Source organism: Kroppenstedtia guangzhouensis (assembly GCF_014637345.1).
Classification (GTDB): domain Bacteria; phylum Bacillota; class Bacilli; order Thermoactinomycetales; family DSM-45169; genus Kroppenstedtia; species Kroppenstedtia guangzhouensis.
The window spans coordinates 31,921-52,420 of record NZ_BMEX01000014.1 but is presented as its reverse complement, the minus strand read 5'-3'; the positions used below and the strand labels follow the sequence as shown (position 1 = coordinate 52,420).

Here is a 20,500-nt window from a genome sequence, read left to right as displayed (position 1 = left end):
TATCCCTTCTTTCAAAATAAAGACACCGGCGAGGGCCGGTGCCGCGGCGGTCATATCTCGTTCTGATCCGCCCTCAGGATAAACTGGTGTGTGTTTCAACCGGATTTCTGTGGACAGCGGGATGCGTTCAGGTTTTGTCCAACACTTTCCGTGCCAGATCCCGATAGAGTTGACCGGTTGGACTCTCTTCTCCATAAATGGACGGAGAGAAATCGGAGTCCTCAGGATTGCCGTTGTCGGGAGCCCCGAGGGGAATCTGGACGAGCAGTTCCGTGTTCAGTTCTTCTGCCAGCTTTTTTCCCCCGTCCCGGCCGAATATGTAGTCACGGTTTCCGCAGGAAGAACATTGATAATAGGCCATATTCTCCACCACGCCAAGGATCTTGTGCTTGGTGTGGATGGCCATCGCCCCTGCCCGGGCAGCCACGAAAGCGGCGGTGGCATGAGGCGTGGTGACCAACAGTTCCTTACTTTGAGGCAACATCTGATGAACATCGAGGGCAACATCCCCGGTTCCCGGCGGCAGATCCAAGATCATATAGTCTATCTCTCCCCAATCCACCTCCTGGAAGAAATTGCGCAACATTTTGCCCAACATGGGCCCCCGCCAGATGACAGGCGCATTTTCCTCCACAAAAAAGCCCATGGAGATGACTTTGACGCCGAAACGTTCCACAGGATAGATGGTCTGATCCTGCACAGTGGGTCTCTCTTCAATCCCCATCATATCCGGGACGCTAAACCCGTAGATATCCGCGTCAATCACTCCCACCCGTTTTCCTTCCCGGGCCAGTGCCACAGCCAGGTTGACGGCGACGGTGGATTTTCCGACGCCTCCTTTCCCGCTGGCGACCGAAATGAATACCGTGGGGGAATCCTTGGACAAGAGAGGGGGAACCTGATTTTGCTGCTGCAATGGTGTCCGGCCCGCCACCCTGCGAGCGCGCACTTTCTCCTGGTGTTCCCGGCGAATCCGCTCCGCCAGTGCTTTCTGTTCTCTGTCGGAGAGGGTATCAAATTCAATCTCCACCTCTTCAGTACCGGCTTGCTGAAGAGTGGAGATCACTTCCTCGCGAAGCTGTTCCCGGTGTGGAGAGTCTTCGGAGAAGAGCATAATGGTCAAAACCACCCGATCCCCAAAAATCCGAATGTTGCGGACCAAGTTCAGTGCCACCAAATTGTTCTTCAACTCCGGCTCTTCCACTTTCCGAAGAGCCTCCAATATGTTTTCAACGGTCAGCATGGGATCACACCTCAATGACTGTGACATTTTCATTTTCAACCCGATTATAACACACTTATCCTTCATCCTTTGGTGAATCCTGAACCGAGTAATAACGGAGCAGACCCTTGTAGATCGCGGCGGCCAGCTTTTTCTGATAGGCTTCATCCCCCAACAGCTCCGCCTCCTCCGGATTGGATAAGAATCCGACTTCCACCAGGGCTGAGGGAACAGGTGATGTCTTCAGTATATAGACCTCCCCGCTGTATCGAGCCTTTCGATCTGTGTTTTCGAGGTCGCGGATCAGTTCGGACTGGATACTTTCCGCCAATTTTTTATTGGATTCCAGTGTGGGGTAATAAAAGGTTTGGGCACCGGACCAACGGGGAGAAGGGATCGCATTGAGATGAATGCTGATAAAGGCATCTGCATCGCTGGTCCTGACAATACGCGCCCGTTCCATAAGATCGGCAGCCTTTCGTCTTCTGTAACCGGTTCCCGCCAAATCCTTGTCCACCTCGCGGGTCATAATCACAAGCGCCCCTGACTCCTGCAAATAATCCCGAAGCAGAAGGGAAATCTTCAGGGTCACCCCTTTTTCCTGAAGCCCCGAACGACTGACTGCCCCACCGTCATAACCACCATGACCCGGGTCCAACACGATCACTTTTCCGGACAGGGGCATGCTCCAAACATTCCGGCTGAAATCTCCCGGAATGCCGTAGGTGGCCACCCCCCACAGGAAGATGGCCGCAAGTGCCGCCCCCACACCTAAGCGCACCTTCCGGTTTCGGGCCCACTCTCCCCATTTCTCCATCAAATTCCGACTCCCCCTGCAGATTATTTTGATTCATTTATATGGGACGAGTCGGGTCCTTATGTCAGAGGATTCCCCGTTTGCGAAGTCGGATTCCGTAATCGACGCCTTGGATAAACCAACGGGATGTAACTTCCTCAAAAAAATACATCACGGATTGAATGGTCCATTCGTCCAACTGCCGAAAGACATCCATCTCCTCGGCGATTTGTCCGATCAATCGGCTGCCTCCGAATCCAAAAATCCGGTCGCACCAACGTCTCCGCTCCGAAGCAGGCAGACTTGGCGGACATTCCGTTTCCCCTCTTCTGCTGGCTTCCATACCGGAGACATAAGCTTCAAAAGCCAATCGGTACACCGCCTCATCGATGGCCAACCGTTGCAGGGTGTCTAAAGAGCTGACTGCAGGTTCCAGAACACTGTCGATCAACCGGGACAACTTCCCCCATGGAAAGCCGTAAAAAGCCTCCTGTCTCATTTTTTCCACCCGGTTGAGGCGCCACACCTCCAACCAAACCACTTTACTCACCATGGACCCCCCCGTTTTGAGTACCCATAGTGTTGCCAGAGACATCAGGGGTTACTTTTGTAAAATCAGGCAGTCAACCTCTCCCTATAGCAATCGCAAGCTTCTCCTTTGTCTGACGTGATCGCCTCCCTGACTGATCACTTTATCTTCTCATTTGAATGAGGGTGGGACTTCCCGCCGCTTATCAATCAAAAAAAGTCCCCGCCTTTGGCGGAGACTTCCGTTGTAAATTTACCGTTTGGAGAATTGAGGAGCGCGGCGAGCTTTTTTGAGACCGTACTTTTTCCGTTCTTTCATTCGCGGGTCCCGTGTCAGAAAGCCGGCTTTTTTCAGCGTCGGGCGCAATTCCGGGTCCACTTTCAGGAGAGCCCGGGCAATTCCGTGGCGGATCGCTCCGGCTTGACCGGTGAAGCCGCCGCCGTTCACATTGACGAGGACATCATAGCGGTTAACCGTATCCGTTAAAACCAAGGGTTGTTTCACAATCGCTTTCAGGGTCTCCAGTCCGAAATAGTTGTCCATCTCCCGATTGTTGATCACAATGCGACCATCACCGGGCACCAGACGGACACGGGCAACAGACTCTTTACGGCGACCGGTACCATAAAATTGGACTTGTGCCAAAATCAGTTCCCTCCTTTACTTATCCCGGGCTTCCCATTTTTCAGGCTTTTGAGCTTCATGGGGATGTTCCGGTCCTGCATATACTTTCAATTTCTTGAATTGCTGCCGTCCGAGGATGTTCTTCGGCAACATACCCTTGACGGCCAGTTCGATCAACCGATCAGGACGGTTTTCCCGGAGATCACCGGCGGAAACGGCTTTGATCCCACCCGGGTAACCGGTGTGACGATAATACATTTTCTTCTCCGCTTTTTTTCCGGTCAGGTGAACTTTGGACGCGTTGATGACAATCACGAAATCACCGGTGTCCACGTGAGGTGTATACTCCGGCTTATGTTTCCCCCGCAACAGGGTGGCCACTTCCGTGGCGACGCGACCCAGGGGTTTGTCCGCAGCATCAACCACAACCCATTTCCGTTCCACCTGGTTCGGTTTGGCCATGTATGTGGTTCGCATCATTTTCCCTCCTCGTGTCAGAGACAGACAATCTATGGAATCCCAACATTTTTTCAACTGTGCGCCGAACATGTTTCCACCGGGGCAAGTGGAAAAATACCATCGATCATAATATACCAACAGGGGAGGAAAGTCAAGATAGGTTTTTTTTCACTGTTCCGCAGTTCCAGGGGGTATACCCTACTTTCACCATCACCAACCCCTCCGGGGGAAAGGTCTTTCCCGCGGCTGACCGGTCCTTCGCTTCCAGAATCCCCAAAATTGCATCGGGGGGAATTTTCCCGGCGCCGATATCCACCAGGGTTCCGGCGAGGATACGCACCATATGGTAGAGAAAACCGTTTCCCACCACTTCAAAGGAAAAAATCCCCGGGCCCACTTCTCTCACTTCACAGTGATACAAGGTCCTTCTCCGATCCTTCACCTGGGCTCGGGCTGAAGAAAAAGAAGTGAAGTCATGGGTTCCCGTCAAGTGCCGGGCCGCCTTTTGCATCAGGTCACCAGACAAGGGGTGAGGATAATGGGTTAGATACCGTCGACGAAAGAGATCCGGAATCGGGGAAGTGTCGAGAGTATATCGATAATGCTTCCAGCAGGCATCATATCGGGCATGAAATTCCTTAGAGACTTCATTCGCCTGTGTCACCAGCAGATCCCGGGGAAGAGAGGCGTTGAGCAGACGCACCCAGCGCTCTGTCGGAACCGGAGCCGAGGTCTCAAAATGGATCACTTGTCCGAGGGCATGAACTCCGGCATCCGTGCGCCCGGCACCGGTGATGGCGACGGATTCTCCGGTCACACGGGACAGTATCTCTTCCAAGGTACCCTGTACCGTACGTTTTCCCGGCTGATGCTGAAATCCGGAAAAATCGGTCCCGTCATACGCCACCGTCAATTTGATTTTACCCACAGGTGACTCCTCCCCTCCCTGGTCAGTTCCGCAACCATAACAATCCCACAGTGAGCAGAGCCAAGATCAACAGGGACACTGTGTCCGCCCTTCCCCAATGCAACTCCCGGATCCGGGTCCTTCCCCTGCCTCCCCTGTAGCCACGAGCTTCCATCGCCAGCGCCAGATCCTCCGCCCTGCGAAAGGAAGAAATAAATAATGGAATAAGGACCGGGAGGTAGCTTTTGGCCCGTTTATACAGGCCCCCGCTTTCAAAATCAGCCCCCCGCGCTCGCTGGGCTTTGATAATTTTATCCGTTTCTTCCCACAGGGTGGGGATAAATCGGAGGGCGATCGACATCATCAAGGCCAGCTCATGGGCCGGAACACCGATTCGCGTCAACGGGGACAGAAGACGCTCCAAACCATCGGTCAAGGCGATGGGAGAGGTGGTCAGGGTCAACAAGGTTCCCATCAAAATCAAGATGAGAAAGCGAAGGGAGATCCATCCCGCCTGCAGGGCTCCGTTCCGATGGATGATGAAGGGACCCCATTCCAGAATCACCCCGCCGCCCCGGGTCAACCAGAGGTGGAGAATGGCCGTCAACAGGATCAAGTACAGAATCGGCTTCAACCCCCGCAGGATCATCCAAACCGGAACACCGGACAATCCCACCGCCAGCACCGTCACCCCTGCCAGCAATCCATAGCTTGCACCATTGTTGGCGAGGAAGACCACCACCATAAAGCAAAAGACAAACAGCAACTTGGCCCGGGGGTCCAACCTGTGTAGAGGGGAATCACCGGGTACGTATTGTCCCAGGATGGGATTTTGGATCAACGGGGTCGCCCCCGTTTCCACCGTAAGATGATTTCTCTTTCCAGTTCTTCCAGGGTCAACAATTCCGCAGGCAATGGCGGATCCAGCTTTTCATTGAGACGGTTCGTCAACCCGGCCACCTCCGGCACTTCCAACCCCCACTCTTCCAGCTGGTTTCCCCGGGAGAAAACCGCTGCTGGAGTCCCCTCAAAGACCCCTGTTCCCTGATGCATGACGAAAATCTGATCTGCGTACCGAGCCGCCTCTTCCATATTATGGGACACCAAGACGACGGTCATCCCCCGTTCCCGGTGCAAAGAGTGAATCCGGCTCAAAAGCTCGCGCCGTCCGGCGGGATCCAACCCTGCCGTCGGCTCATCCAACACCAGAACCTCCGGTTGCATCGCCAACACACCTGCTACTGCCACCCGTCGCATCTGGCCACCACTCAACTGAAAGGGAGAGCGGCCGGACAACTCCGGGGGAAGTCCCACCCAGTTCATGGCTTGCTCAACGCGCCGGGCCACCTCCTTATCGCTCAAGCCCAGGTTTCGTGGACCATAGGCAATATCCTTTGCCACCGTCTCCTCAAACAGCTGGTGTTCCGGATACTGAAAAACCACCCCGACCCGGCCCCTGAGCGCAGACAAATCCCGACTGTCGGGACTGATCTCCACCTCTCCCACCCGCACCTGCCCTCCGGTAGGGGTCAACAGGCCGGCAATATGCTGAATCAAGGTGGATTTTCCCGAGCCGGTGGCTCCAACCACGGCAATATATCCCCCTGAGGGAATCTTCAAATTCACTCCCGACAATGCGGTTCGTTCATAGGGAGTGCCGGCCATATAGATATGGGTCAAGCCTTGGATAACAATGTCCATAGATCCTCCACCAGCTCTTCCATCCCGGTGATATCTTCTCTGATAGGCATGCCATGACACCGAAGGCGCTCTTTTAGCTCCGCGGCAAGCGGCATTTCAAGGGACCAGTCGGCCAACTGCTCCCGGTGACGGAACAACTCAGCGGGAGGCCCGTCCAGTTGCGGTTGACCCTCCGCCAGAACCAACACCCGTTCTGCACGGATGGCCTCTTGGGGGGAGTGGGTGATATGGATGATGGTGGTTCCCCCTTGGTAAAGCTCCCCCATCACTTCCAACACTTCTCTCCGGCCTGTGGGATCCAGCATGGAGGTGGCTTCATCGAAGATGATCACCTCCGGCTGCATGGCGATCACGCCGGCGATGGCCAGACGTTGCTTTTGCCCCCCGGAGAGATGATGGGGAGAAGCCTCCTCCAACCCGGCCAGACCGGTGCGCTCCAATACCTCACGGATCCGGATCAACATCTGTTTCCGTGGGACACCCATGTTTTCCATACCGAAGGCGACATCATCCTTCACAGTGGTTCCGACAATCTGATTATCCGGATTTTGAAAAACCATCCCCACTTTGCGACGGATTAGCGGCAGATCCCGATCGTTTCCGGGGTCCAGTCCAGCCACACGGATTTTTCCGGTAATAGGGGTCAACAACCCGTTCATCAGTTTCGCCAGAGTCGATTTTCCCGAGCCGTTGGGCCCCATCACGGCCAGATATTCCCCGGGATTCACACACAGATTCAACCCAGTGAGAATCCATTCCGGATCGTTTCCGTCCCCAGGGGAACCATAATGATAACCCACCCCATCCAGTTGCAGGATCGGCTCCATCTTATCCACCTCGAGGAAGCTTCTTTCTCCATAAAGAAAAAAGGGCAGATTTCAGGACCGGAACGATCCTGCCCTCTCCCTTTGTTTCAGAAAAGTGTTTTCTTACTCCACCAATTCAAGATAAACCATTTCCGCCCCGTCACCTCGGCGCGGCCCGATTTTGATGATGCGGGTATACCCACCGTTGCGCTCTTCATAACGGGGGCCCACCTCATCAAACAACTTTTTCACTGCATCCACGGTTTCATGAGCAACCTTCTCCCCGTCCCGTTCTGTCCGGGAACGATTGCTGCGGACAAAGGAAGCTGCCTGACGGCGGGCATGGAGATCGCCACGCTTTGCCAGGGTAATCATTTTGTCAGCGATGGAACGGACTTCCTTCGCTTTGGATTCGGTCGTCTCGATCCGCTCATGGATAATCAGGTCAGTCACAAGGTCACGGAGCAAAGCTTTCCGTGCCCCTGAGTTGCGACCCAACTTGGAGTATGCCATGGATTTCCCCTCCCTCTTTAGAGATTGCGATCACTCATCGCTGCGCAGGGAGAGTCCCAGTTCTGCGAGTTTCTCCTGCACTTCTTCCAGCGATTTACGCCCCAGATTGCGAACCTTCATCATGTCTTCTTCCGTCTTCTGTGTCAGCTCTTGGACTGTGTTGATACCGGCCCGCTTGAGGCAGTTGTAGGATCGGACGGAGAGATCCAACTCTTCGATGGTCATTTCCATGACCTTCTCTTTTTTGTCCTCTTCTTTTTCCACCATGATTTCGGCATCTTTGGCTTCTTCGGTCAGACCGACGAAGAGCATTAGATGTTCCGTCATGATTTTGGCACCGAGGCTGACGGATTCCTCAGGGTGAAGGCTTCCGTCCGTCCATACCTCCAGCGTCAGTTTGTCATAGTTGGTCACTTGGCCAACCCGGGTATTCTCCACTTGGTAATTGACACGTTTGATGGGAGTATAGAGAGAATCGATCGGGATCACCCCGATGGTCTGCTCCTCCCGTTTATTTCGCTCAGCCGGTACATACCCCCGGCCACGGTCGGCGGTCATGCGGATATGAAGGCGCCCGTCACTGGCCAGAGTGGCAATGTGAAGATCCGGATTTAGAATTTCCACATCAGAGTCGGCCCGGATATCCCCGGCTTTCACTTCTCCGCCGCCTTCCACATCAATCTCCAACACTTTCTCTTCATCGGAATGAATCTTAAGAGACAGATGTTTCAGATTGAGGATGATCTCGGTGACATCCTCCACCACCCCGGGAATTGTGGAAAACTCGTGCAGGACCCCGTCAATCTGGATCGAGGTCACTGCCGCACCGGGCAGAGAGGACAACAGGATGCGTCGGAGTGAATTGCCAAGGGTGGTACCGTATCCGCGTTCCAAGGGTTCCACAACAAATTTTCCGTATCGGCCGTCATCGCCGAGTTCCACGGTTTCAATCTTCGGCTTCTCGATTTCAATCATACGGTTTGAAACCCTCCTTCAGAACGTCGCATTCCGGGTGGTCTTCAGTCAATCATGGTGAAAATCTATGCGTGTTCCCGGCCGGATGGATCGCTGGGTAATCAACCAGTCAAATTTGTCCAGTACCATTATACACATAGTTCTACCAGTATAAACCAACGCCAATCCCGGAATCAACCCGCGTCACGCATCAGACACGGCGACGCTTCGGCGGGCGGCAACCGTTGTGGGGGATTGGGGTGACGTCTTTGATCAGACTGACCTCCAACCCGGCAGCCTGCAGGGAACGGATCGCCGCTTCGCGACCGGCACCCGGCCCCTTCACCGTCACTTCGACGTTCTTCATCCCGTGTTCCATCGCCTGTTTGGCGGCGGCTTCCGCAGCCATCTGCGCAGCAAAGGGCGTGCTTTTGCGGGATCCCTTGAAACCGAGGGTACCAGAACTGGCCCAGGAAATGGTGTTTCCCCGCTTGTCGGTGATGGTCACAATCGTATTGTTGAAGGTGGAACGGATATGCACCGCACCCGATTCAACATTTTTGCGCGCACGACGCTTCACACGCTGGTTAGTTGTCCGTTTCTTAGCAGCCATTCTTCTCCCTCCTTACCTTGATTATTTTTTCTTGTTGGCAACCGTCCGGCGGGGACCTTTACGAGTTCTCGCGTTGGTCTTGCTCTTCTGACCCCGGACCGGCAGGCCACGGCGGTGGCGGATCCCACGGTAGGAACCGATCTCAACCAAGCGTTTAATGTTGAGAGCGACTTCACGGCGCAGGTCTCCTTCGACCACCAAATTTTTGTCGATGGTGCTGCGAAGCTTGGAAACTTCCTCTTCTGTCAGATCACGGACCCGGGTGTCAGGGTTGATCTGGGTTTCCTTCAGAATCTCTTTGGAACGGGAACGGCCGATCCCAAAGATATAGGTCAATGCCACTTCCACTCGCTTGTCGCGGGGGAGGTCAATACCCGAAATACGAGCCAATGGTGAACACCTCCTGTCTTATCCTTGTCTTTGTTTGTGTTTGGGGTTTTCACAGATTACCATAACGGTTCCTTTTCGGCGAATCACTTTGCATTTTTCGCAGATCGGTTTGACCGAAGGACGTACTTTCATTTTCTATCCCTCCTGTTTCCACTCGGTGTCAGTTCTCCGGAATCGGAGCCGGATTTTAATTTGGATCGGTGCGACATCCGAGGGGACCCATCCGGGCCGTCACTTATAGCGGTAGGTGATTCGGCCGCGGCTTAAGTCATACGGGGAGAGCTGGACCGTCACTCGGTCCCCCGGCAGAATCCGGATAAAGTGCATTCGGATTTTGCCGGAAACATGGGCGAGGACTTTATGACCGTTCTCCAGTTCCACTCGGAACATCGCATTGGGCAAAGGTTCGATGACCGTCCCTTCCACTTCGATCACATCTTCTTTGGCCATTGACTCACTCTCCTTTTCTCCGCTCCTGCCGGAGCAGGTATTGGTTCAAGGCGCAGCGTATTTTGGCGTCGTCGACCCGACCGTCCTTTTCCAAGGACTCCGCTACTTCCCGGGCGATGTAGTGTGTGAGTTGGATATGCTTGATATTCTTCTTTTTCGCCTGGCCGACCTTCCGTTTGTCCCCGTCCACCAACAAGACGAAGTGGGGTTCAACCACGCCGATCACCACTGCATATCTCCCCGCCTCACGACCCCTTAACACTTGGACCACCTGTCCTTTTTGAGGTCGAGTTTCGGTATCCATCACATCCATCACCCTTCACCTATCACGCTGTGGTCAATATTTCGTGGCCTTGATCCGTGATCGCGATGGTGTGTTCAAAGTGGGCACACAGGGAACCGTCCTGTGTGACGACGGTCCAGTTGTCAGCCAGCGTTCGCACATAGCGTTTGCCCGCGTTCACCATCGGTTCAACGGCCAGGGTCATTCCCGGTGTCAAGCGGGGACCTTTCCCCGGAGGCCCGAAATTGGGGACACTGGGTTCCTCATGAAGCTCTTGCCCCACCCCGTGACCCACGTACTCACGGACGATGGAGAACCCGGCACTTTCAGCAACGGTCTGGACAGCATGGGCGATATCTCCGATCCGGTTCCCGGGTTTCGCTTCAGCCAAGCCCGCAAAGAGAGATTTCTCCGTTACTTCGAGGAGACGGGCCGCCTCATCGGAAATATTCCCGACGGGATACGTCCAGGCTGAATCCCCGTGATAACCCTCCAGACAAGCTCCGATATCGAGGCTGATCAAATCCCCGTCCTTCAAAACCCGATCCCCGGGAATTCCGTGCACCAGCTCTTCGTTCACCGAAGTGCAGATGCTTCCTTTAAATCCGTTGTATCCCTTAAAGGAAGGCGTGGCTCCGTGCTCGCGAATAAATCGCTCCGCCAGACGATCCAGCTCTCCGGTAGTCACTCCCGGCCGAATGGCCTCCTTCAGCATCTGGTGTGTCTCATAGACGATGCGTCCTGCTTCACGCATGCGTTCCAATTCCTTGGCAGATTTAAGGATGATCATTGGATGGCTCCCCTGAGTACCTTCAGAATCGATTCAGTCACCTTTTCAATGGGTTGCACCCCGTCAATCCTGCGGAGATTGCCTTTGGATTGATAGTAATCCACCAGCTCCCGGGTTTTCCCCAAATTGACTTCCAACCGCTTGGCCACGGTCTCCTCCTGATCATCATCCCGCTGATGGAGGGTGCCGCTACAACGATCACAAACCCCATCCTGTTTCGGCGGATCGAACACCACATGATAAGTGGCGCCACAACTGCTGCAGATTCTGCGTCCGGTCAAGCGCTTCAACAGTTCAGCTTCAGCCACCTCAATATACAGAACGTGATCCAGGGAGCGATTCAACGTATTCAATATCTCATCCAGAGCTTCGGCTTGAGGAACCGTGCGGGGAAATCCGTCCAAAAGAAATCCCTCGGCACAATCATCTTTGCCCAACCGCTCCTGTACAATACCGATCGTGATCCGGTCGGGAAGCAATTGGCCATCGTCCATGTACTTCTTGGCTTCCAGTCCCAGCGGTGTCCCCTCCTTCACCGCCTGCCGGAAGATGTCGCCTGTGGAAATGTGGGGGATATGGAGTTCTTCGGTGATCCGGTCAGCCTGAGTCCCTTTCCCGGCACCAGGCAATCCCATGAGCACGATATTCAAATCTCATCCCTCCCGGTGATTCGCGAGCCGTGAACAGAGCCAGCCAACCGGTACAGACAGGGCTCGATGATAATCCGCCCGCGAATCGGCTGCGTGATAAAGGGTCCGGTGAGGATGCCCCTGTGGATCAGCTCCGGGACCCCGATCACTTGATAAAGCCTTTGTAATGACGTTTAATCAGCTGGCTTTCAATGGTCTTCATCGTCTCCAGGGCAACCCCCACCACAATCAACAAAGAGGTGCCACCAATCTGCACCGATTGCGGCAGGCCGGCCACAGTGGTGAAAAAGACCGGCAAAATGGAGACGGCAGCCAGGAAGAGCGCCCCGGCCAAAGTGATGCGGTTCATAATTTTGGTCAAGTAGACGGAGGTGTTTTTACCCGGACGAATACCAGGGATATATCCGCCGTTCTTCTTCATCTGATCCGCCAACTGCACCGGATTGATCTGCACAAAAGTGTAGAAGTAGGTGAATCCGATGATCAGGAAGACATAAATGACCATGCCCAGCGGTTGATCGAAACTGAAATTGACAATGATCCAATCAGCCACCGCATTGCCGCTCCAGAAGCTGGCAATCGTGGATGGAAAGATCAACAGCGACATGGCGAAGATCACAGGAATCACACCAGCGGCGTTCACCTTCATCGGAATATGGGTGGATTGCCCACCAAACATCTTGCGGCCTACCACGCGCTTGGCGTATTGAACGGGAATCTTGCGAACCCCTTGTTGGATGAAAATCACACCTGCTACGATCAGGATCAACACAACCACGATCAGAACCAACTTCACGATGCTGAGGAAGATCTCATCCCCGGCATTGGCAAACATGGTTTCATAGATCTGAGTTGAAGCTGGCGGAATCCCCGCGATAATCCCGGCAAAGATCAAAATGGAGATCCCGTTTCCAATCCCTTTATCCGTAATCTGTTCACCCAACCACATCAGGAAGGCCGTACCCGCAGTCAGGGTGAGGGAGATCAGAGTATAGGTGGCAAAGGTGGGGTTTTCGATAAAGCTCATCCCGAATCCGGCACCCGCCCGGTCAAATCCGATGGTCAGACCGATGGACTGGATCAATCCCAGAATCACTGTTCCATAACGGGTGACCCGGGCCAGTTTACGCCTTCCCACTTCCCCTTCTTTGGCCCATTGGGCAAACTTGGGGATGACATCCATCGTCAACAGCTGCACGATGATCGATGCCGTAATGTAAGGCATGATCCCCATGGCAAAGATGGAGAAGTTGAGAAACGCTCCGCCGGAAAAGGTGTTTATCAAACCGAAAACACCACTGCCGGCACTCTGTTCGGCCAGCATCTTCAGAGCCTCATTGTTGGTATTGGGCACCGGGATGTAGCTGCCGATCCGGAAAACCACAAGCATCGCCAAGGTAAACAGGATCCGGCGCCGAAGATCCTCCACTTTGAAGATGTTGCTCACGGTTTGAAACATCAGAGCACCTCCGTCGTGCCTCCGGCATTCGCAATTTTTTCTTGCGCGCTCTTAGAGAACTTGTGAGCCTTCACCGTCAATTTCACCTTGAGCTCTCCATTGGCCAGCACTTTCAAACCGTCTTTGAGATTCTTCACCACACCCGTCTCCTGCAAAAGTTCCGGTGTGACCACCGTACCTTCTTCAAACCGGTTTAATGTCTCCAGGTTCACCAGGGCATATTCCTTGCGGTTGATATTGGTGAAACCACGCTTGGGCAGACGACGGTAAATCGGGTTTTGTCCCCCTTCAAAGCCGGGACGGACTCCGCCACCGGAACGGGCTTTCTGACCTTTTTGCCCACGGCCGGAGGTTTTACCGTGTCCCGTTGCCATTCCACGACCCACCCGCTTTCTGACTTTGCGGGAACCTGCAGACGGTTTCAGTTCGTGAAGTTTCAACCTTCACACCTCCCCTTATCAACTCTTCAATAACAAGAGATTTTTCACTCCTGTACTTCTTTCACCTCAACCAGGTGTTTCACCTTTTCGATCATCCCGCGAATGGCGGGATTGTCCTTTTGAATGACGGTCTGTTCCCGTTTCTTGAGCCCCAGGGTCTGAAGGGTGACCCGTTGAGGTTCAGGGCGACCGATCATGCTCCGTTTGAGGGTGATAGCCAGTTTGTTCGCCACGGTCGTCCCTCCTTATCCCAGTAACTCTTCCACGGATTTACCGCGCAGTTTGGCGACGTCCTCGGGCCGTTTCATATTCTGAATCCCGTCGAGAGTGGCGCGAACCATGTTGATCGGATTGTTGGAACCCGTCGACTTGGTCAGGATGTCACCGACACCGGCCACAGTCAACACATCACGAACCGCACCGCCGGCAATCACACCGGTACCTTCGGTGGCAGGCAGCATCAATACGCGTCCCGCTCCATAGTGGCCGATCACTTCGTGAGGGATCGTCGTTCCCTGAAGAGGAACATGAATCATGTTTTTCTTGGCCACTTCCACTCCCTTGCGGATCGCTTCCGGCACTTCTGCGGCTTTGCCGATGCCCGCGCCCACTTTGCCTTTGCCGTCTCCAACCACTACCAAGGCGCTGAAGCTGAAGCGGCGTCCGCCTTTCACCACTTTAGCCACACGGTTGATGCTGACAACTTTTTCCATCAGGTCGTCTTTGGGCTGATCGTTGCGCATGCTTCTACCTCCTTTGCTCAAAATTTGAGACCTCCTTCTCGGGCCCCTTCCGCCAGAGCTTTGATCCGTCCGTGATAGAGATAACCCCCACGGTCGAAGATCACTTGCTTGATTCCTTTTTCACCGGCCCGTTTGGCAACCAGTTCCCCCACTTTACGAGCCGCTTCCACATTGCCGCCGTGAATCCCTTTCGCTTTCACCTCAGCGTCCAGAGTGGAAGCTGAGACGAGGGTGTTCCCTTGGACATCATCGATCACTTGTGCATAGATGTTGTTGGAGGAACGGAACACGTTCAGGCGGGGGCGATCCGGAGTACCCATGACTTTCCTCCGCACCCGGATGTGACGCCGCTTCCGGTTCTTGTTCCGGTCAGGCTTCTGGATCACGCCGCATTCACTCCTTTCCAGTCAACATTACTTACCGGTTTTCCCCTCTTTGCGACGGATGCGCTCATCGGAGTATTTGATCCCTTTCCCTTTGTAGGGCTCCGGTTCGCGGTGTGCACGGATATTGGCGGCCTGAGCGCCCACCTTCTCCTTGTCAATCCCTTTCACCACGATCTGGGTCTGGGAAGGCACATCCAGCTCGATCCCATCCAGCGGATCCACTTCCACCGGATGGGAATATCCCACGTTGAGAACCACTTTGTTCCCTTTTTTCTGGGCCCGGTAACCCACCCCGACCAGTTCCAAGGTTTTGCTGAAGCCATTGGTGACCCCTTCCACCATGTTGGCCACCAGACTCCGGATCGTACCGTGCAATGCGCGGTGTTTCCGGTGATCGCTCGGGCGTTCCACGATCACTTGGTTTTCTTCCACTTTAATGCTGATTTCCGGGCTCAATGTACGGGTCAATGTCCCCTTGGGCCCTTTGACTGTCACTTCGGCACCGTTCACTTTCACTTCCACCCCGTTGGGGATGGCGATCGGCTTCCGACCGATACGGGACATCTCGTTCACCTCCGTCCGTATGCAGTTCTTACCAGATGTAAGCCAGCACTTCGCCGCCCACTTTGGATTGACGGGCTTCCTTGTCCGTCATGACCCCTTTGGAAGTCGACAGGACAGCGATGCCCAAGCCCCGGAGCACACGCGGGATTTCGTCGTTTTTAGCGTAGACGCGCAGACCGGGTTTGCTGATCCGTTTCAATCCGGTGATCACCCGCTCATTGTTGGGACCGTACTTCAGAAAGATCCGGAGGACCCCCTGTTTCCCGTCCTCGATATACTCAGCATCGCGAATGAAACCTTCCCGCTTCAGAATATCCGCGATTTCCCGCTTCAGTTTGGAAGCGGGAACTTCCAGACTCTCGTGGCGAACCAAGTTCGCATTACGGATCCGGGTCAGCATGTCAGCAATCGGGTCAGTCATCACCATGCGTTATCCCTCCTTCCACTCTCGATTACCAGCTCGCTTTTTTCACGCCGGGAATCTGCCCTTTATAGGCCAATTCACGGAAACATATCCGGCAGAGACGAAACTTCCGAATCACGGAGTGCGGCCGTCCGCAGCGCTCGCAACGGGTATAGGCCCGGACTCGGTATTTCGGATTTCTTTTCGCCTTGGCGATCATCGATTTCTTGGCCAATGGATTCCCTCCTTTGGTTTGGAATGTCGTACCACCGATCCGTCTCTCACTGTTTACGGAAGGGCATTCCCATCCGGGTCAACAGTTCTCGGGCTTCCTCATCAGTATTGGCCGTTGTGACGATTACCACGTCCATGCCCCGGACTTTATCCACCTTGTCATAATCGATCTCGGGGAAGACCAGCTGTTCCTTCAGGCCCAGGGTGTAATTCCCCCGACCGTCAAAGGCTTTCGGGGAAATTCCGCGAAAATCCCGGACCCGGGGCAAGGCCACGTTGATCAACTTATCGAGAAAATCATACATCCGCTGGCCGCGAAGTGTCACTTTAGCCCCGATCGGCATCCCTTCCCGCAACTTGAAACCGGCGATGGACTTCTTGGCCCGGGTCACCACGGGTTTCTGACCGGAAATCTGTGTCAGATCCTCCACAGCCCCATCGAGCACTTTCGGGTTTTGAACCGCTTCCCCGACGCCCATGTTGATGACGACTTTTTCGACTTTGGGAACCTGCATCGGTGAAGTGTAATCAAACTTTTTCATCAGGGATGGGCTGATTTCCTGTTTGTACCGTTCTTTCAATGGAAGTGTTGCCACGGTTTCCATCCTCCTTTCCGATCCGGACGTCAGTCGATCACTTCGCCGGATTTCTTGGCATAGCGGACTTTCGTCTGTTTGCCGCCCTTACCTTCGATAAATTTGTAACCCACCCGGGTCGGTTCTTTTGTTTTCGGGTCCTCCAGCATCAGGTTGGAGATATGGATCGGAGCCTCCTGCTCAATGATGCCCCCTTGCGGATTGTCTTGGGACGGGCGAGAGTGTTTCTTCACCATGTTGACCCCTTCCACCAGCGCACGACGTTCTGCAGGATAAACCTTCAGGACGCGCCCTTTGGTGTAGATCATTTTCCCGTTTTTGTCACGCGTCGGGGCATCTTTGCCCCGCATCACGATCACAGTGTCGCCTTTCTTGACATGCAACTTGTTCGGTCGCTTGGCCATGTCGGCACCTCCTTCAACCGGTGGTTACAGGCTCTGTGGCATAGAAAAATCAGAGCACTTCCGGAGCCAGCGAAATGATTTTCATAAAATCATGTTCCCTGAGCTCCCGCGCGACGGGTCCGAAGATCCGGGTTCCCCGCGGGCTTTTGTCATCCCGGATCACCACGGCGGCGTTTTCATCAAACCGGATGTAGGATCCGTCCGGACGGCGGGTGGGCCGCTTGGAACGAACCACCACGCACTTCACGATATCACCCTTCTTGACAACGCCCCCGGGTGTAGCATGTTTTACCGATGCGACAATCAAATCGCCAATCCCAGCCGATTTCTGCTTGGAACCGCCTAAAACCTTGATGCACATCAGTTCTTTTGCTCCGGAGTTGTCTGCAGCGCGCAGACGCGTTTGCGGCTGAATCATCGGTCTCCCTCCTTCCGCCAGTCAGATCTGGTTAAACGATTACGGCTTCTTCCACGATGTCCACAAGACGCCACCGTTTATCCTTGGACAACGGGCGGGTTTCCATGATTTTCACGACGTCTCCCGTCTTGGCTCTGTTCTCTTCATCGTGGGCCTTGAATTTTTTGCTGTATTTAACCCGCTTTCCATACAGGGGATCTTTTTTATAGGTTTCCACCGCAACGACGATCGTTTTGTCCATTTTGTCGCTGACGACCTTGCCCACGCGAACCTTGCGGCGGTTGCGTTCTTCGGTCATGCCTGTTTCCTCCTTTCAATCCCGAGTTCGCGTTCACGCATCACCGTTTTGCAACGGGCGATATCTTTGCGAACCTGGCGGATCCGGGCGGTATTGTCCAACTGCCCGGTCACGGACTGGAACCGGAGGTTGAACAGCTCTTCTTTCAGCGAGGCCAGTTTCTGTTCGATCTCGGCGGTGGTCATTTCAACCAGCTCTTTAGCTTTCATGTGTACCACCCGCTTCATCTCGGATTACGAACTTGGATTTGATCGGCAACTTGTTGGCAGCCAGACGCATGGCTTCCCGGGCCACCTCTTCCGACACGCCGGCTACCTCAAACAGGATTTTGCCGGGTTTTACGACTGCCACCCATTTTTCCGGAGAACCTTTCCCGCTACCCATCCGAACTTCCAAGGGCTTCTGGGTGATGGGTTTATCCGGGAAGATTTTGATCCACACTTTACCGCCACGCTTCATATACCGGGTCATCGCAATCCGGGCTGCCTCGATCTGCCGGTTGGTGATCCAGGAGGGCTCCAACGCCTGCAGACCGTATTCGCCGAAGGTCACTTCCGTTCCGCCCTTGGCCCGGCCTTTCATCCGACCGCGATGTTCCTTACGAAACTTCGTGCGTTTCGGCATTAACATGGTTACTTGCCTCCTTCCGCGTCTCCCTTTTTCTTGGCAGGGAGTACCTCACCGCGGTAGATCCACACTTTCACTCCAATCCGTCCGTAGGTCGTGTGGGCTTCCGCAGTGCCATAGTCGATGTCTGCACGAAGGGTGTGCAGAGGAACAGTTCCTTCATTGTACCCTTCAGTCCTGGCAATATCGGCACCGCCCAACCGGCCGCTCACCTGGGTGCGAATCCCTTTGGCTCCGGCGCGCAGGGTGCGCTGGATGGTTTGTTTCATGGCCCGACGGAAGGAAATCCGGCGTTCCAGTTGCTGGGCGATATTTTCCGCCACCAGGCGGGCATCCAGCTCAGGGGTCTTGATCTCCTCAATATTGATGTGAACCTTTTTACCGGTCCGTTTGGTCAGTTCCTTGCGCAGGGCTTCCACTTCGGAGCCGCCTTTGCCGATGACCATCCCCGGCTTGGCGGTATGGATGGTCAAGTTGACTCGGTTGGCCGCCCGTTCGATTTCCACGGAAGAGATCCCCGCATCTTGCAGACGTTTAAACAGGTAGTCCCGGATCTCGATGTCTTCATGGAGCATGTCGGCGTAGTCCTTGCCACCGTACCATTTGGATTCCCAATCACGGATGATGCCGACACGAAGCCCCACCGGGTTTACTTTCTGGCCCAATCTCTATCCCTCCTTATTTTTCAGATACGACCACTGTGATGTGGCTGGTCCGCTTGTTAATGCGGCCGGCACGTCCCTGTGCGCGGGGGCGGAAACGTTTCATCGTCGGACCTTCGTCCACCATCGCTTTCTCCACCACCAGCTCACCCGGATTCATGTTGTAGTTGTGTTCTGCATTGGCAATCGCCGACCGGAGCACCTTCTCAATGATCGGTGAAGCGGCGCGAGGGGTGAACCGCAGGATCGCCAGCGCTTCATCCACAGATTTGCCGCGGATCAGATCGATCACCAGACGCGCCTTGCGGGGCGAAATCCGCACGTAACGCGCAACCGCCTTGGATTTCACTGATTCCATCATCTGACCTCCTCTCTGGCTGACCTGTCAGATCCCGTCCCTTTACCGTTTCCGGGTTTTCCTGTCGTCTCCGGCGTGACCCTTGAAAGTCCGCGTGGCGACAAATTCACCCAGCTTGTGACCCACCATGTCTTCGGTGATGTACACCGGGACATGTTTGCGCCCGTCGTGAACGGCGATGGTGTGGCCGACGAATTCGGGGAAGATCGTGGAACGACGGGACCAGGTTTTGATGACCTTCTTGTTCTCCTTGTCGCCCATTTCCCGCACTTTCTTCAACAGATGGTCATCCGCGAAAGGTCCCTTCTTCAGGCTGCGACCCATACATCCAACCCCCTTTCCAACTTCCATTTTGAGATGTGGTTACTTTTTGCGGTGACGAACAATATACTTGTCAGACGGCTTGTTTTTCTTCCGGGTCTTGTAGCCGATCGTCGGTTTGCCCCAGGGCGTCACCGGGGAGACGCGTCCAATCGGAGCGCGACCTTCACCACCACCGTGGGGGTGATCCGCCGGGTTCATCACAGAACCGCGCACTGTCGGTCGCCTGCCTTGCCAACGGGAACGACCCGCTTTTCCGACATTGAGCAGTTCATGATCCTGGTTGCCAACCTGGCCAATGGTGGCACGACATTCGATTCGTACCATCCGGGTTTCACCGGAAGAAAGACGGATCACAGCATATCCCCCATCCTTACCGAGAAGCTGTGCCTGACCGCCTGCGGCGCGGACCATCTTCCCGCCGGCACCCGGCTTCAATTCGATATTGTGAATCACTGTACCCACCGGAATTTTGGCCAGAGGCAGAGCGTTTCCTGTCTTGATGTCGGCATCGGCACCGGACATGATCACATCGCCCACCTTGAGCCCCTCAGGATGAAGAATGTAGCGTTTTTCACCATCGGCGTAATGGATCAGAGCGATATTGGCGGAACGGTTCGGGTCGTATTCCACTGTGGCAACCTTGCCGGGAACGCCGTCCTTGTTCCGTTTGAAATCGATAATCCGATATTTACGCTTGTGACCGCCGCCGTGGTGCCGGGTGGTGATCCGTCCCTGGTTGTTCCGCCCAGCTTTTTTGACCAGGGGGACCGTCAGGGACTTCTCCGGCTTATCGGTCGTGATCTCCTCGAAGGTGGAGACCGTCATCTGCCGACGTCCGGGCGACGTGGGTTTAAAATGCTTGATACCCATGGTGTTCCCTCCTTTTCCTTCAGGTGA

At 54.6% G+C, this 20,500-nt stretch carries 36 protein-coding genes; all 36 read right to left on the bottom strand.

The features are described 5' to 3' along the window. Positions 1–127: 127 nt before the first annotated feature. The 36 genes from salA to rplB all read right to left on the bottom strand — a co-directional run bounded on the left by salA (position 128) and on the right by rplB (position 20,473). Positions 128–1,243: an iron-sulfur carrier protein/transcriptional regulator SalA gene (gene salA, locus IEV46_RS14305; RefSeq protein WP_188433226.1), complete on the bottom strand. Its 1,116-nt coding sequence runs from the start codon at positions 1,241–1,243 to the stop codon at positions 128–130. 55 nt (positions 1,244–1,298) lie between these two features. Then, positions 1,299–2,039 (bottom strand): N-acetylmuramoyl-L-alanine amidase CwlD, encoded by a 741-nt coding sequence (gene cwlD, locus IEV46_RS14300; protein ID WP_188433225.1) that lies wholly within the window; start codon positions 2,037–2,039, stop codon positions 1,299–1,301. Between the two features lie 64 nt (positions 2,040–2,103). After that, positions 2,104–2,568: a hypothetical protein gene (locus IEV46_RS14295; protein ID WP_188433224.1), complete on the bottom strand. Its 465-nt coding sequence runs from the start codon at positions 2,566–2,568 to the stop codon at positions 2,104–2,106. Between the two features lie 231 nt (positions 2,569–2,799). Beyond that, positions 2,800–3,192, bottom strand: a complete 393-nt coding sequence (gene rpsI / locus IEV46_RS14290; RefSeq protein ID WP_188433223.1) for a 30S ribosomal protein S9 — start codon at positions 3,190–3,192, stop codon at positions 2,800–2,802. A 15-nt stretch (positions 3,193–3,207) separates the two neighbouring features. Continuing rightward, entirely contained in the window at positions 3,208–3,648 is a 441-nt protein-coding gene (gene rplM, locus IEV46_RS14285) for a 50S ribosomal protein L13 (protein WP_188433222.1), read from the bottom strand. 133 nt (positions 3,649–3,781) lie between these two features. Then, the gene (gene truA / locus IEV46_RS14280) at positions 3,782–4,558 is read right to left on the bottom strand and encodes a tRNA pseudouridine(38-40) synthase TruA (protein ID WP_188433221.1); all 777 of its coding nucleotides are present in this window, start codon (positions 4,556–4,558) and stop codon (positions 3,782–3,784) included. A 22-nt stretch (positions 4,559–4,580) separates the two neighbouring features. Next, a complete protein-coding gene (locus tag IEV46_RS14275; protein WP_188433220.1) occupies positions 4,581–5,378 on the bottom strand; it encodes an energy-coupling factor transporter transmembrane component T family protein in 798 nt (265 codons plus the stop codon). Then, positions 5,375–6,238 carry an energy-coupling factor transporter ATPase gene (locus tag IEV46_RS14270; protein ID WP_188433219.1) on the bottom strand — a complete coding sequence of 288 codons (864 nt, stop codon included), beginning with the start codon at positions 6,236–6,238 and terminating at the stop codon, positions 5,375–5,377. The genes IEV46_RS14275 and IEV46_RS14270 overlap by 4 nt, the downstream gene beginning before the upstream one ends. Continuing rightward, on the bottom strand, positions 6,214–7,065 hold the full coding sequence (locus tag IEV46_RS14265; RefSeq protein ID WP_188433218.1) for an energy-coupling factor transporter ATPase: 852 nt from the start codon (positions 7,063–7,065) through the stop codon (positions 6,214–6,216). The genes IEV46_RS14270 and IEV46_RS14265 overlap by 25 nt, the downstream gene beginning before the upstream one ends. A gap of 102 nt (positions 7,066–7,167) precedes the next feature. After that, positions 7,168–7,557 carry a 50S ribosomal protein L17 gene (rplQ, locus tag IEV46_RS14260; protein WP_188433217.1) on the bottom strand — a complete coding sequence of 130 codons (390 nt, stop codon included), beginning with the start codon at positions 7,555–7,557 and terminating at the stop codon, positions 7,168–7,170. Positions 7,558–7,587: 30 nt separating this feature from the next. Further along, complete coding sequence (locus tag IEV46_RS14255; protein WP_188433216.1) at positions 7,588–8,532, bottom strand: DNA-directed RNA polymerase subunit alpha; 945 nt, start codon at positions 8,530–8,532, stop codon at positions 7,588–7,590. 190 nt (positions 8,533–8,722) lie between these two features. Next, a complete protein-coding gene (rpsK, locus tag IEV46_RS14250) occupies positions 8,723–9,124 on the bottom strand; it encodes a 30S ribosomal protein S11 (RefSeq protein WP_009710938.1) in 402 nt (133 codons plus the stop codon). A 21-nt stretch (positions 9,125–9,145) separates the two neighbouring features. Continuing rightward, the gene (rpsM, locus tag IEV46_RS14245) at positions 9,146–9,514 is read right to left on the bottom strand and encodes a 30S ribosomal protein S13 (RefSeq protein ID WP_188433215.1); all 369 of its coding nucleotides are present in this window, start codon (positions 9,512–9,514) and stop codon (positions 9,146–9,148) included. Between the two features lie 18 nt (positions 9,515–9,532). Continuing rightward, positions 9,533–9,646, bottom strand: coding sequence for a 50S ribosomal protein L36 (gene rpmJ, locus IEV46_RS14240; RefSeq protein ID WP_007505902.1), 114 nt, complete (start codon positions 9,644–9,646; stop codon positions 9,533–9,535). A gap of 99 nt (positions 9,647–9,745) precedes the next feature. Further along, positions 9,746–9,964 carry a translation initiation factor IF-1 gene (infA, locus tag IEV46_RS14235; protein ID WP_009710936.1) on the bottom strand — a complete coding sequence of 73 codons (219 nt, stop codon included), beginning with the start codon at positions 9,962–9,964 and terminating at the stop codon, positions 9,746–9,748. Between the two features lie 4 nt (positions 9,965–9,968). After that, positions 9,969–10,268: a KOW domain-containing RNA-binding protein gene (locus IEV46_RS14230; RefSeq protein WP_229736134.1), complete on the bottom strand. Its 300-nt coding sequence runs from the start codon at positions 10,266–10,268 to the stop codon at positions 9,969–9,971. A 22-nt stretch (positions 10,269–10,290) separates the two neighbouring features. Then, on the bottom strand, positions 10,291–11,037 hold the full coding sequence (gene map, locus IEV46_RS14225; protein ID WP_188433213.1) for a type I methionyl aminopeptidase: 747 nt from the start codon (positions 11,035–11,037) through the stop codon (positions 10,291–10,293). Next, positions 11,034–11,687, bottom strand: coding sequence for an adenylate kinase (locus IEV46_RS14220; protein WP_188433212.1), 654 nt, complete (start codon positions 11,685–11,687; stop codon positions 11,034–11,036). Before IEV46_RS14220 ends, map begins: the two co-directional genes overlap by 4 nt. A gap of 145 nt (positions 11,688–11,832) precedes the next feature. Further along, positions 11,833–13,146 (bottom strand): preprotein translocase subunit SecY, encoded by a 1,314-nt coding sequence (gene secY, locus IEV46_RS14215; RefSeq protein WP_188433211.1) that lies wholly within the window; start codon positions 13,144–13,146, stop codon positions 11,833–11,835. Next, positions 13,146–13,586, bottom strand: coding sequence for a 50S ribosomal protein L15 (gene rplO / locus IEV46_RS14210; RefSeq protein WP_188433210.1), 441 nt, complete (start codon positions 13,584–13,586; stop codon positions 13,146–13,148). Before rplO ends, secY begins: the two co-directional genes overlap by 1 nt. 44 nt (positions 13,587–13,630) lie before the next feature. Next, positions 13,631–13,819, bottom strand: coding sequence for a 50S ribosomal protein L30 (rpmD, locus tag IEV46_RS14205; protein ID WP_188433209.1), 189 nt, complete (start codon positions 13,817–13,819; stop codon positions 13,631–13,633). Between the two features lie 12 nt (positions 13,820–13,831). Continuing rightward, on the bottom strand, positions 13,832–14,329 hold the full coding sequence (gene rpsE / locus IEV46_RS14200) for a 30S ribosomal protein S5 (protein ID WP_188433208.1): 498 nt from the start codon (positions 14,327–14,329) through the stop codon (positions 13,832–13,834). 17 nt (positions 14,330–14,346) lie between these two features. Next, a complete protein-coding gene (gene rplR, locus IEV46_RS14195; protein WP_188433207.1) occupies positions 14,347–14,715 on the bottom strand; it encodes a 50S ribosomal protein L18 in 369 nt (122 codons plus the stop codon). Positions 14,716–14,742: 27 nt separating this feature from the next. Continuing rightward, positions 14,743–15,279: a 50S ribosomal protein L6 gene (rplF, locus tag IEV46_RS14190; RefSeq protein ID WP_188433206.1), complete on the bottom strand. Its 537-nt coding sequence runs from the start codon at positions 15,277–15,279 to the stop codon at positions 14,743–14,745. A 28-nt stretch (positions 15,280–15,307) separates the two neighbouring features. Continuing rightward, positions 15,308–15,706 (bottom strand): 30S ribosomal protein S8, encoded by a 399-nt coding sequence (gene rpsH, locus IEV46_RS14185; RefSeq protein WP_188433205.1) that lies wholly within the window; start codon positions 15,704–15,706, stop codon positions 15,308–15,310. Between the two features lie 25 nt (positions 15,707–15,731). Then, complete coding sequence (locus tag IEV46_RS14180) at positions 15,732–15,917, bottom strand: type Z 30S ribosomal protein S14 (protein WP_188433204.1); 186 nt, start codon at positions 15,915–15,917, stop codon at positions 15,732–15,734. A gap of 46 nt (positions 15,918–15,963) precedes the next feature. Then, positions 15,964–16,521: a 50S ribosomal protein L5 gene (rplE, locus tag IEV46_RS14175; RefSeq protein WP_188433203.1), complete on the bottom strand. Its 558-nt coding sequence runs from the start codon at positions 16,519–16,521 to the stop codon at positions 15,964–15,966. Positions 16,522–16,541: 20 nt separating this feature from the next. Next, entirely contained in the window at positions 16,542–16,916 is a 375-nt protein-coding gene (gene rplX, locus IEV46_RS14170) for a 50S ribosomal protein L24 (RefSeq protein WP_229736133.1), read from the bottom strand. Positions 16,917–16,965: 49 nt separating this feature from the next. Beyond that, complete coding sequence (rplN, locus tag IEV46_RS14165; protein WP_188433202.1) at positions 16,966–17,334, bottom strand: 50S ribosomal protein L14; 369 nt, start codon at positions 17,332–17,334, stop codon at positions 16,966–16,968. Between the two features lie 31 nt (positions 17,335–17,365). Next, positions 17,366–17,632, bottom strand: a complete 267-nt coding sequence (rpsQ, locus tag IEV46_RS14160) for a 30S ribosomal protein S17 (RefSeq protein WP_188433201.1) — start codon at positions 17,630–17,632, stop codon at positions 17,366–17,368. Then, positions 17,629–17,841 carry a 50S ribosomal protein L29 gene (rpmC, locus tag IEV46_RS14155; protein WP_188433200.1) on the bottom strand — a complete coding sequence of 71 codons (213 nt, stop codon included), beginning with the start codon at positions 17,839–17,841 and terminating at the stop codon, positions 17,629–17,631. The genes rpsQ and rpmC overlap by 4 nt, the downstream gene beginning before the upstream one ends. Next, positions 17,831–18,262 carry a 50S ribosomal protein L16 gene (gene rplP, locus IEV46_RS14150; protein ID WP_188433199.1) on the bottom strand — a complete coding sequence of 144 codons (432 nt, stop codon included), beginning with the start codon at positions 18,260–18,262 and terminating at the stop codon, positions 17,831–17,833. Before rplP ends, rpmC begins: the two co-directional genes overlap by 11 nt. 2 nt (positions 18,263–18,264) lie before the next feature. Continuing rightward, positions 18,265–18,924 (bottom strand): 30S ribosomal protein S3, encoded by a 660-nt coding sequence (rpsC, locus tag IEV46_RS14145; protein ID WP_188433198.1) that lies wholly within the window; start codon positions 18,922–18,924, stop codon positions 18,265–18,267. Between the two features lie 13 nt (positions 18,925–18,937). Next, entirely contained in the window at positions 18,938–19,282 is a 345-nt protein-coding gene (gene rplV / locus IEV46_RS14140) for a 50S ribosomal protein L22 (protein WP_188433197.1), read from the bottom strand. Between the two features lie 39 nt (positions 19,283–19,321). After that, positions 19,322–19,603 (bottom strand): 30S ribosomal protein S19, encoded by a 282-nt coding sequence (gene rpsS / locus IEV46_RS14135; protein WP_009710915.1) that lies wholly within the window; start codon positions 19,601–19,603, stop codon positions 19,322–19,324. 39 nt (positions 19,604–19,642) lie between these two features. After that, the gene (gene rplB / locus IEV46_RS14130; protein WP_188433196.1) at positions 19,643–20,473 is read right to left on the bottom strand and encodes a 50S ribosomal protein L2; all 831 of its coding nucleotides are present in this window, start codon (positions 20,471–20,473) and stop codon (positions 19,643–19,645) included. Between the last annotated feature and the right edge of the window lie 27 nt (positions 20,474–20,500).

Coding starts and splice junctions, on each gene's coding strand:
- salA (WP_188433226.1), bottom strand. CDS start 1,243: ATGCTGACCGTTGAAAACATATTGGAGGCTCTTCGGAAAGTGGAAGAG.
- cwlD (WP_188433225.1), bottom strand. CDS start 2,039: ATGGAGAAATGGGGAGAGTGGGCCCGAAACCGGAAGGTGCGCTTAGGT.
- rplM (WP_188433222.1), bottom strand. CDS start 3,648: ATGCGAACCACATACATGGCCAAACCGAACCAGGTGGAACGGAAATGG.
- IEV46_RS14270 (WP_188433219.1), bottom strand. CDS start 6,238: ATGGACATTGTTATCCAAGGCTTGACCCATATCTATATGGCCGGCACT.
- IEV46_RS14265 (WP_188433218.1), bottom strand. CDS start 7,065: ATGGAGCCGATCCTGCAACTGGATGGGGTGGGTTATCATTATGGTTCC.
- rplQ (WP_188433217.1), bottom strand. CDS start 7,557: ATGGCATACTCCAAGTTGGGTCGCAACTCAGGGGCACGGAAAGCTTTG.
- IEV46_RS14255 (WP_188433216.1), bottom strand. CDS start 8,532: ATGATTGAAATCGAGAAGCCGAAGATTGAAACCGTGGAACTCGGCGAT.
- rpsK (WP_009710938.1), bottom strand. CDS start 9,124: ATGGCTGCTAAGAAACGGACAACTAACCAGCGTGTGAAGCGTCGTGCG.
- rpmJ (WP_007505902.1), bottom strand. CDS start 9,646: ATGAAAGTACGTCCTTCGGTCAAACCGATCTGCGAAAAATGCAAAGTG.
- infA (WP_009710936.1), bottom strand. CDS start 9,964: ATGGCCAAAGAAGATGTGATCGAAGTGGAAGGGACGGTCATCGAACCT.
- IEV46_RS14230 (WP_229736134.1), bottom strand. CDS start 10,268: ATGGATACCGAAACTCGACCTCAAAAAGGACAGGTGGTCCAAGTGTTA.
- map (WP_188433213.1), bottom strand. CDS start 11,037: ATGATCATCCTTAAATCTGCCAAGGAATTGGAACGCATGCGTGAAGCA.
- secY (WP_188433211.1), bottom strand. CDS start 13,146: ATGTTTCAAACCGTGAGCAACATCTTCAAAGTGGAGGATCTTCGGCGC.
- rpsE (WP_188433208.1), bottom strand. CDS start 14,329: ATGCGCAACGATCAGCCCAAAGACGACCTGATGGAAAAAGTTGTCAGC.
- rplF (WP_188433206.1), bottom strand. CDS start 15,279: ATGTCCCGTATCGGTCGGAAGCCGATCGCCATCCCCAACGGGGTGGAA.
- rpsH (WP_188433205.1), bottom strand. CDS start 15,706: ATGGTGATGACTGACCCGATTGCTGACATGCTGACCCGGATCCGTAAT.
- rplE (WP_188433203.1), bottom strand. CDS start 16,521: ATGGAAACCGTGGCAACACTTCCATTGAAAGAACGGTACAAACAGGAA.
- rplX (WP_229736133.1), bottom strand. CDS start 16,916: ATGGCCAAGCGACCGAACAAGTTGCATGTCAAGAAAGGCGACACTGTG.
- rplN (WP_188433202.1), bottom strand. CDS start 17,334: ATGATTCAGCCGCAAACGCGTCTGCGCGCTGCAGACAACTCCGGAGCA.
- rpsQ (WP_188433201.1), bottom strand. CDS start 17,632: ATGACCGAAGAACGCAACCGCCGCAAGGTTCGCGTGGGCAAGGTCGTC.
- rpmC (WP_188433200.1), bottom strand. CDS start 17,841: ATGAAAGCTAAAGAGCTGGTTGAAATGACCACCGCCGAGATCGAACAG.
- rplP (WP_188433199.1), bottom strand. CDS start 18,262: ATGTTAATGCCGAAACGCACGAAGTTTCGTAAGGAACATCGCGGTCGG.
- rplV (WP_188433197.1), bottom strand. CDS start 19,282: ATGATGGAATCAGTGAAATCCAAGGCGGTTGCGCGTTACGTGCGGATT.
- rpsS (WP_009710915.1), bottom strand. CDS start 19,603: ATGGGTCGCAGCCTGAAGAAGGGACCTTTCGCGGATGACCATCTGTTG.
- rplB (WP_188433196.1), bottom strand. CDS start 20,473: ATGGGTATCAAGCATTTTAAACCCACGTCGCCCGGACGTCGGCAGATG.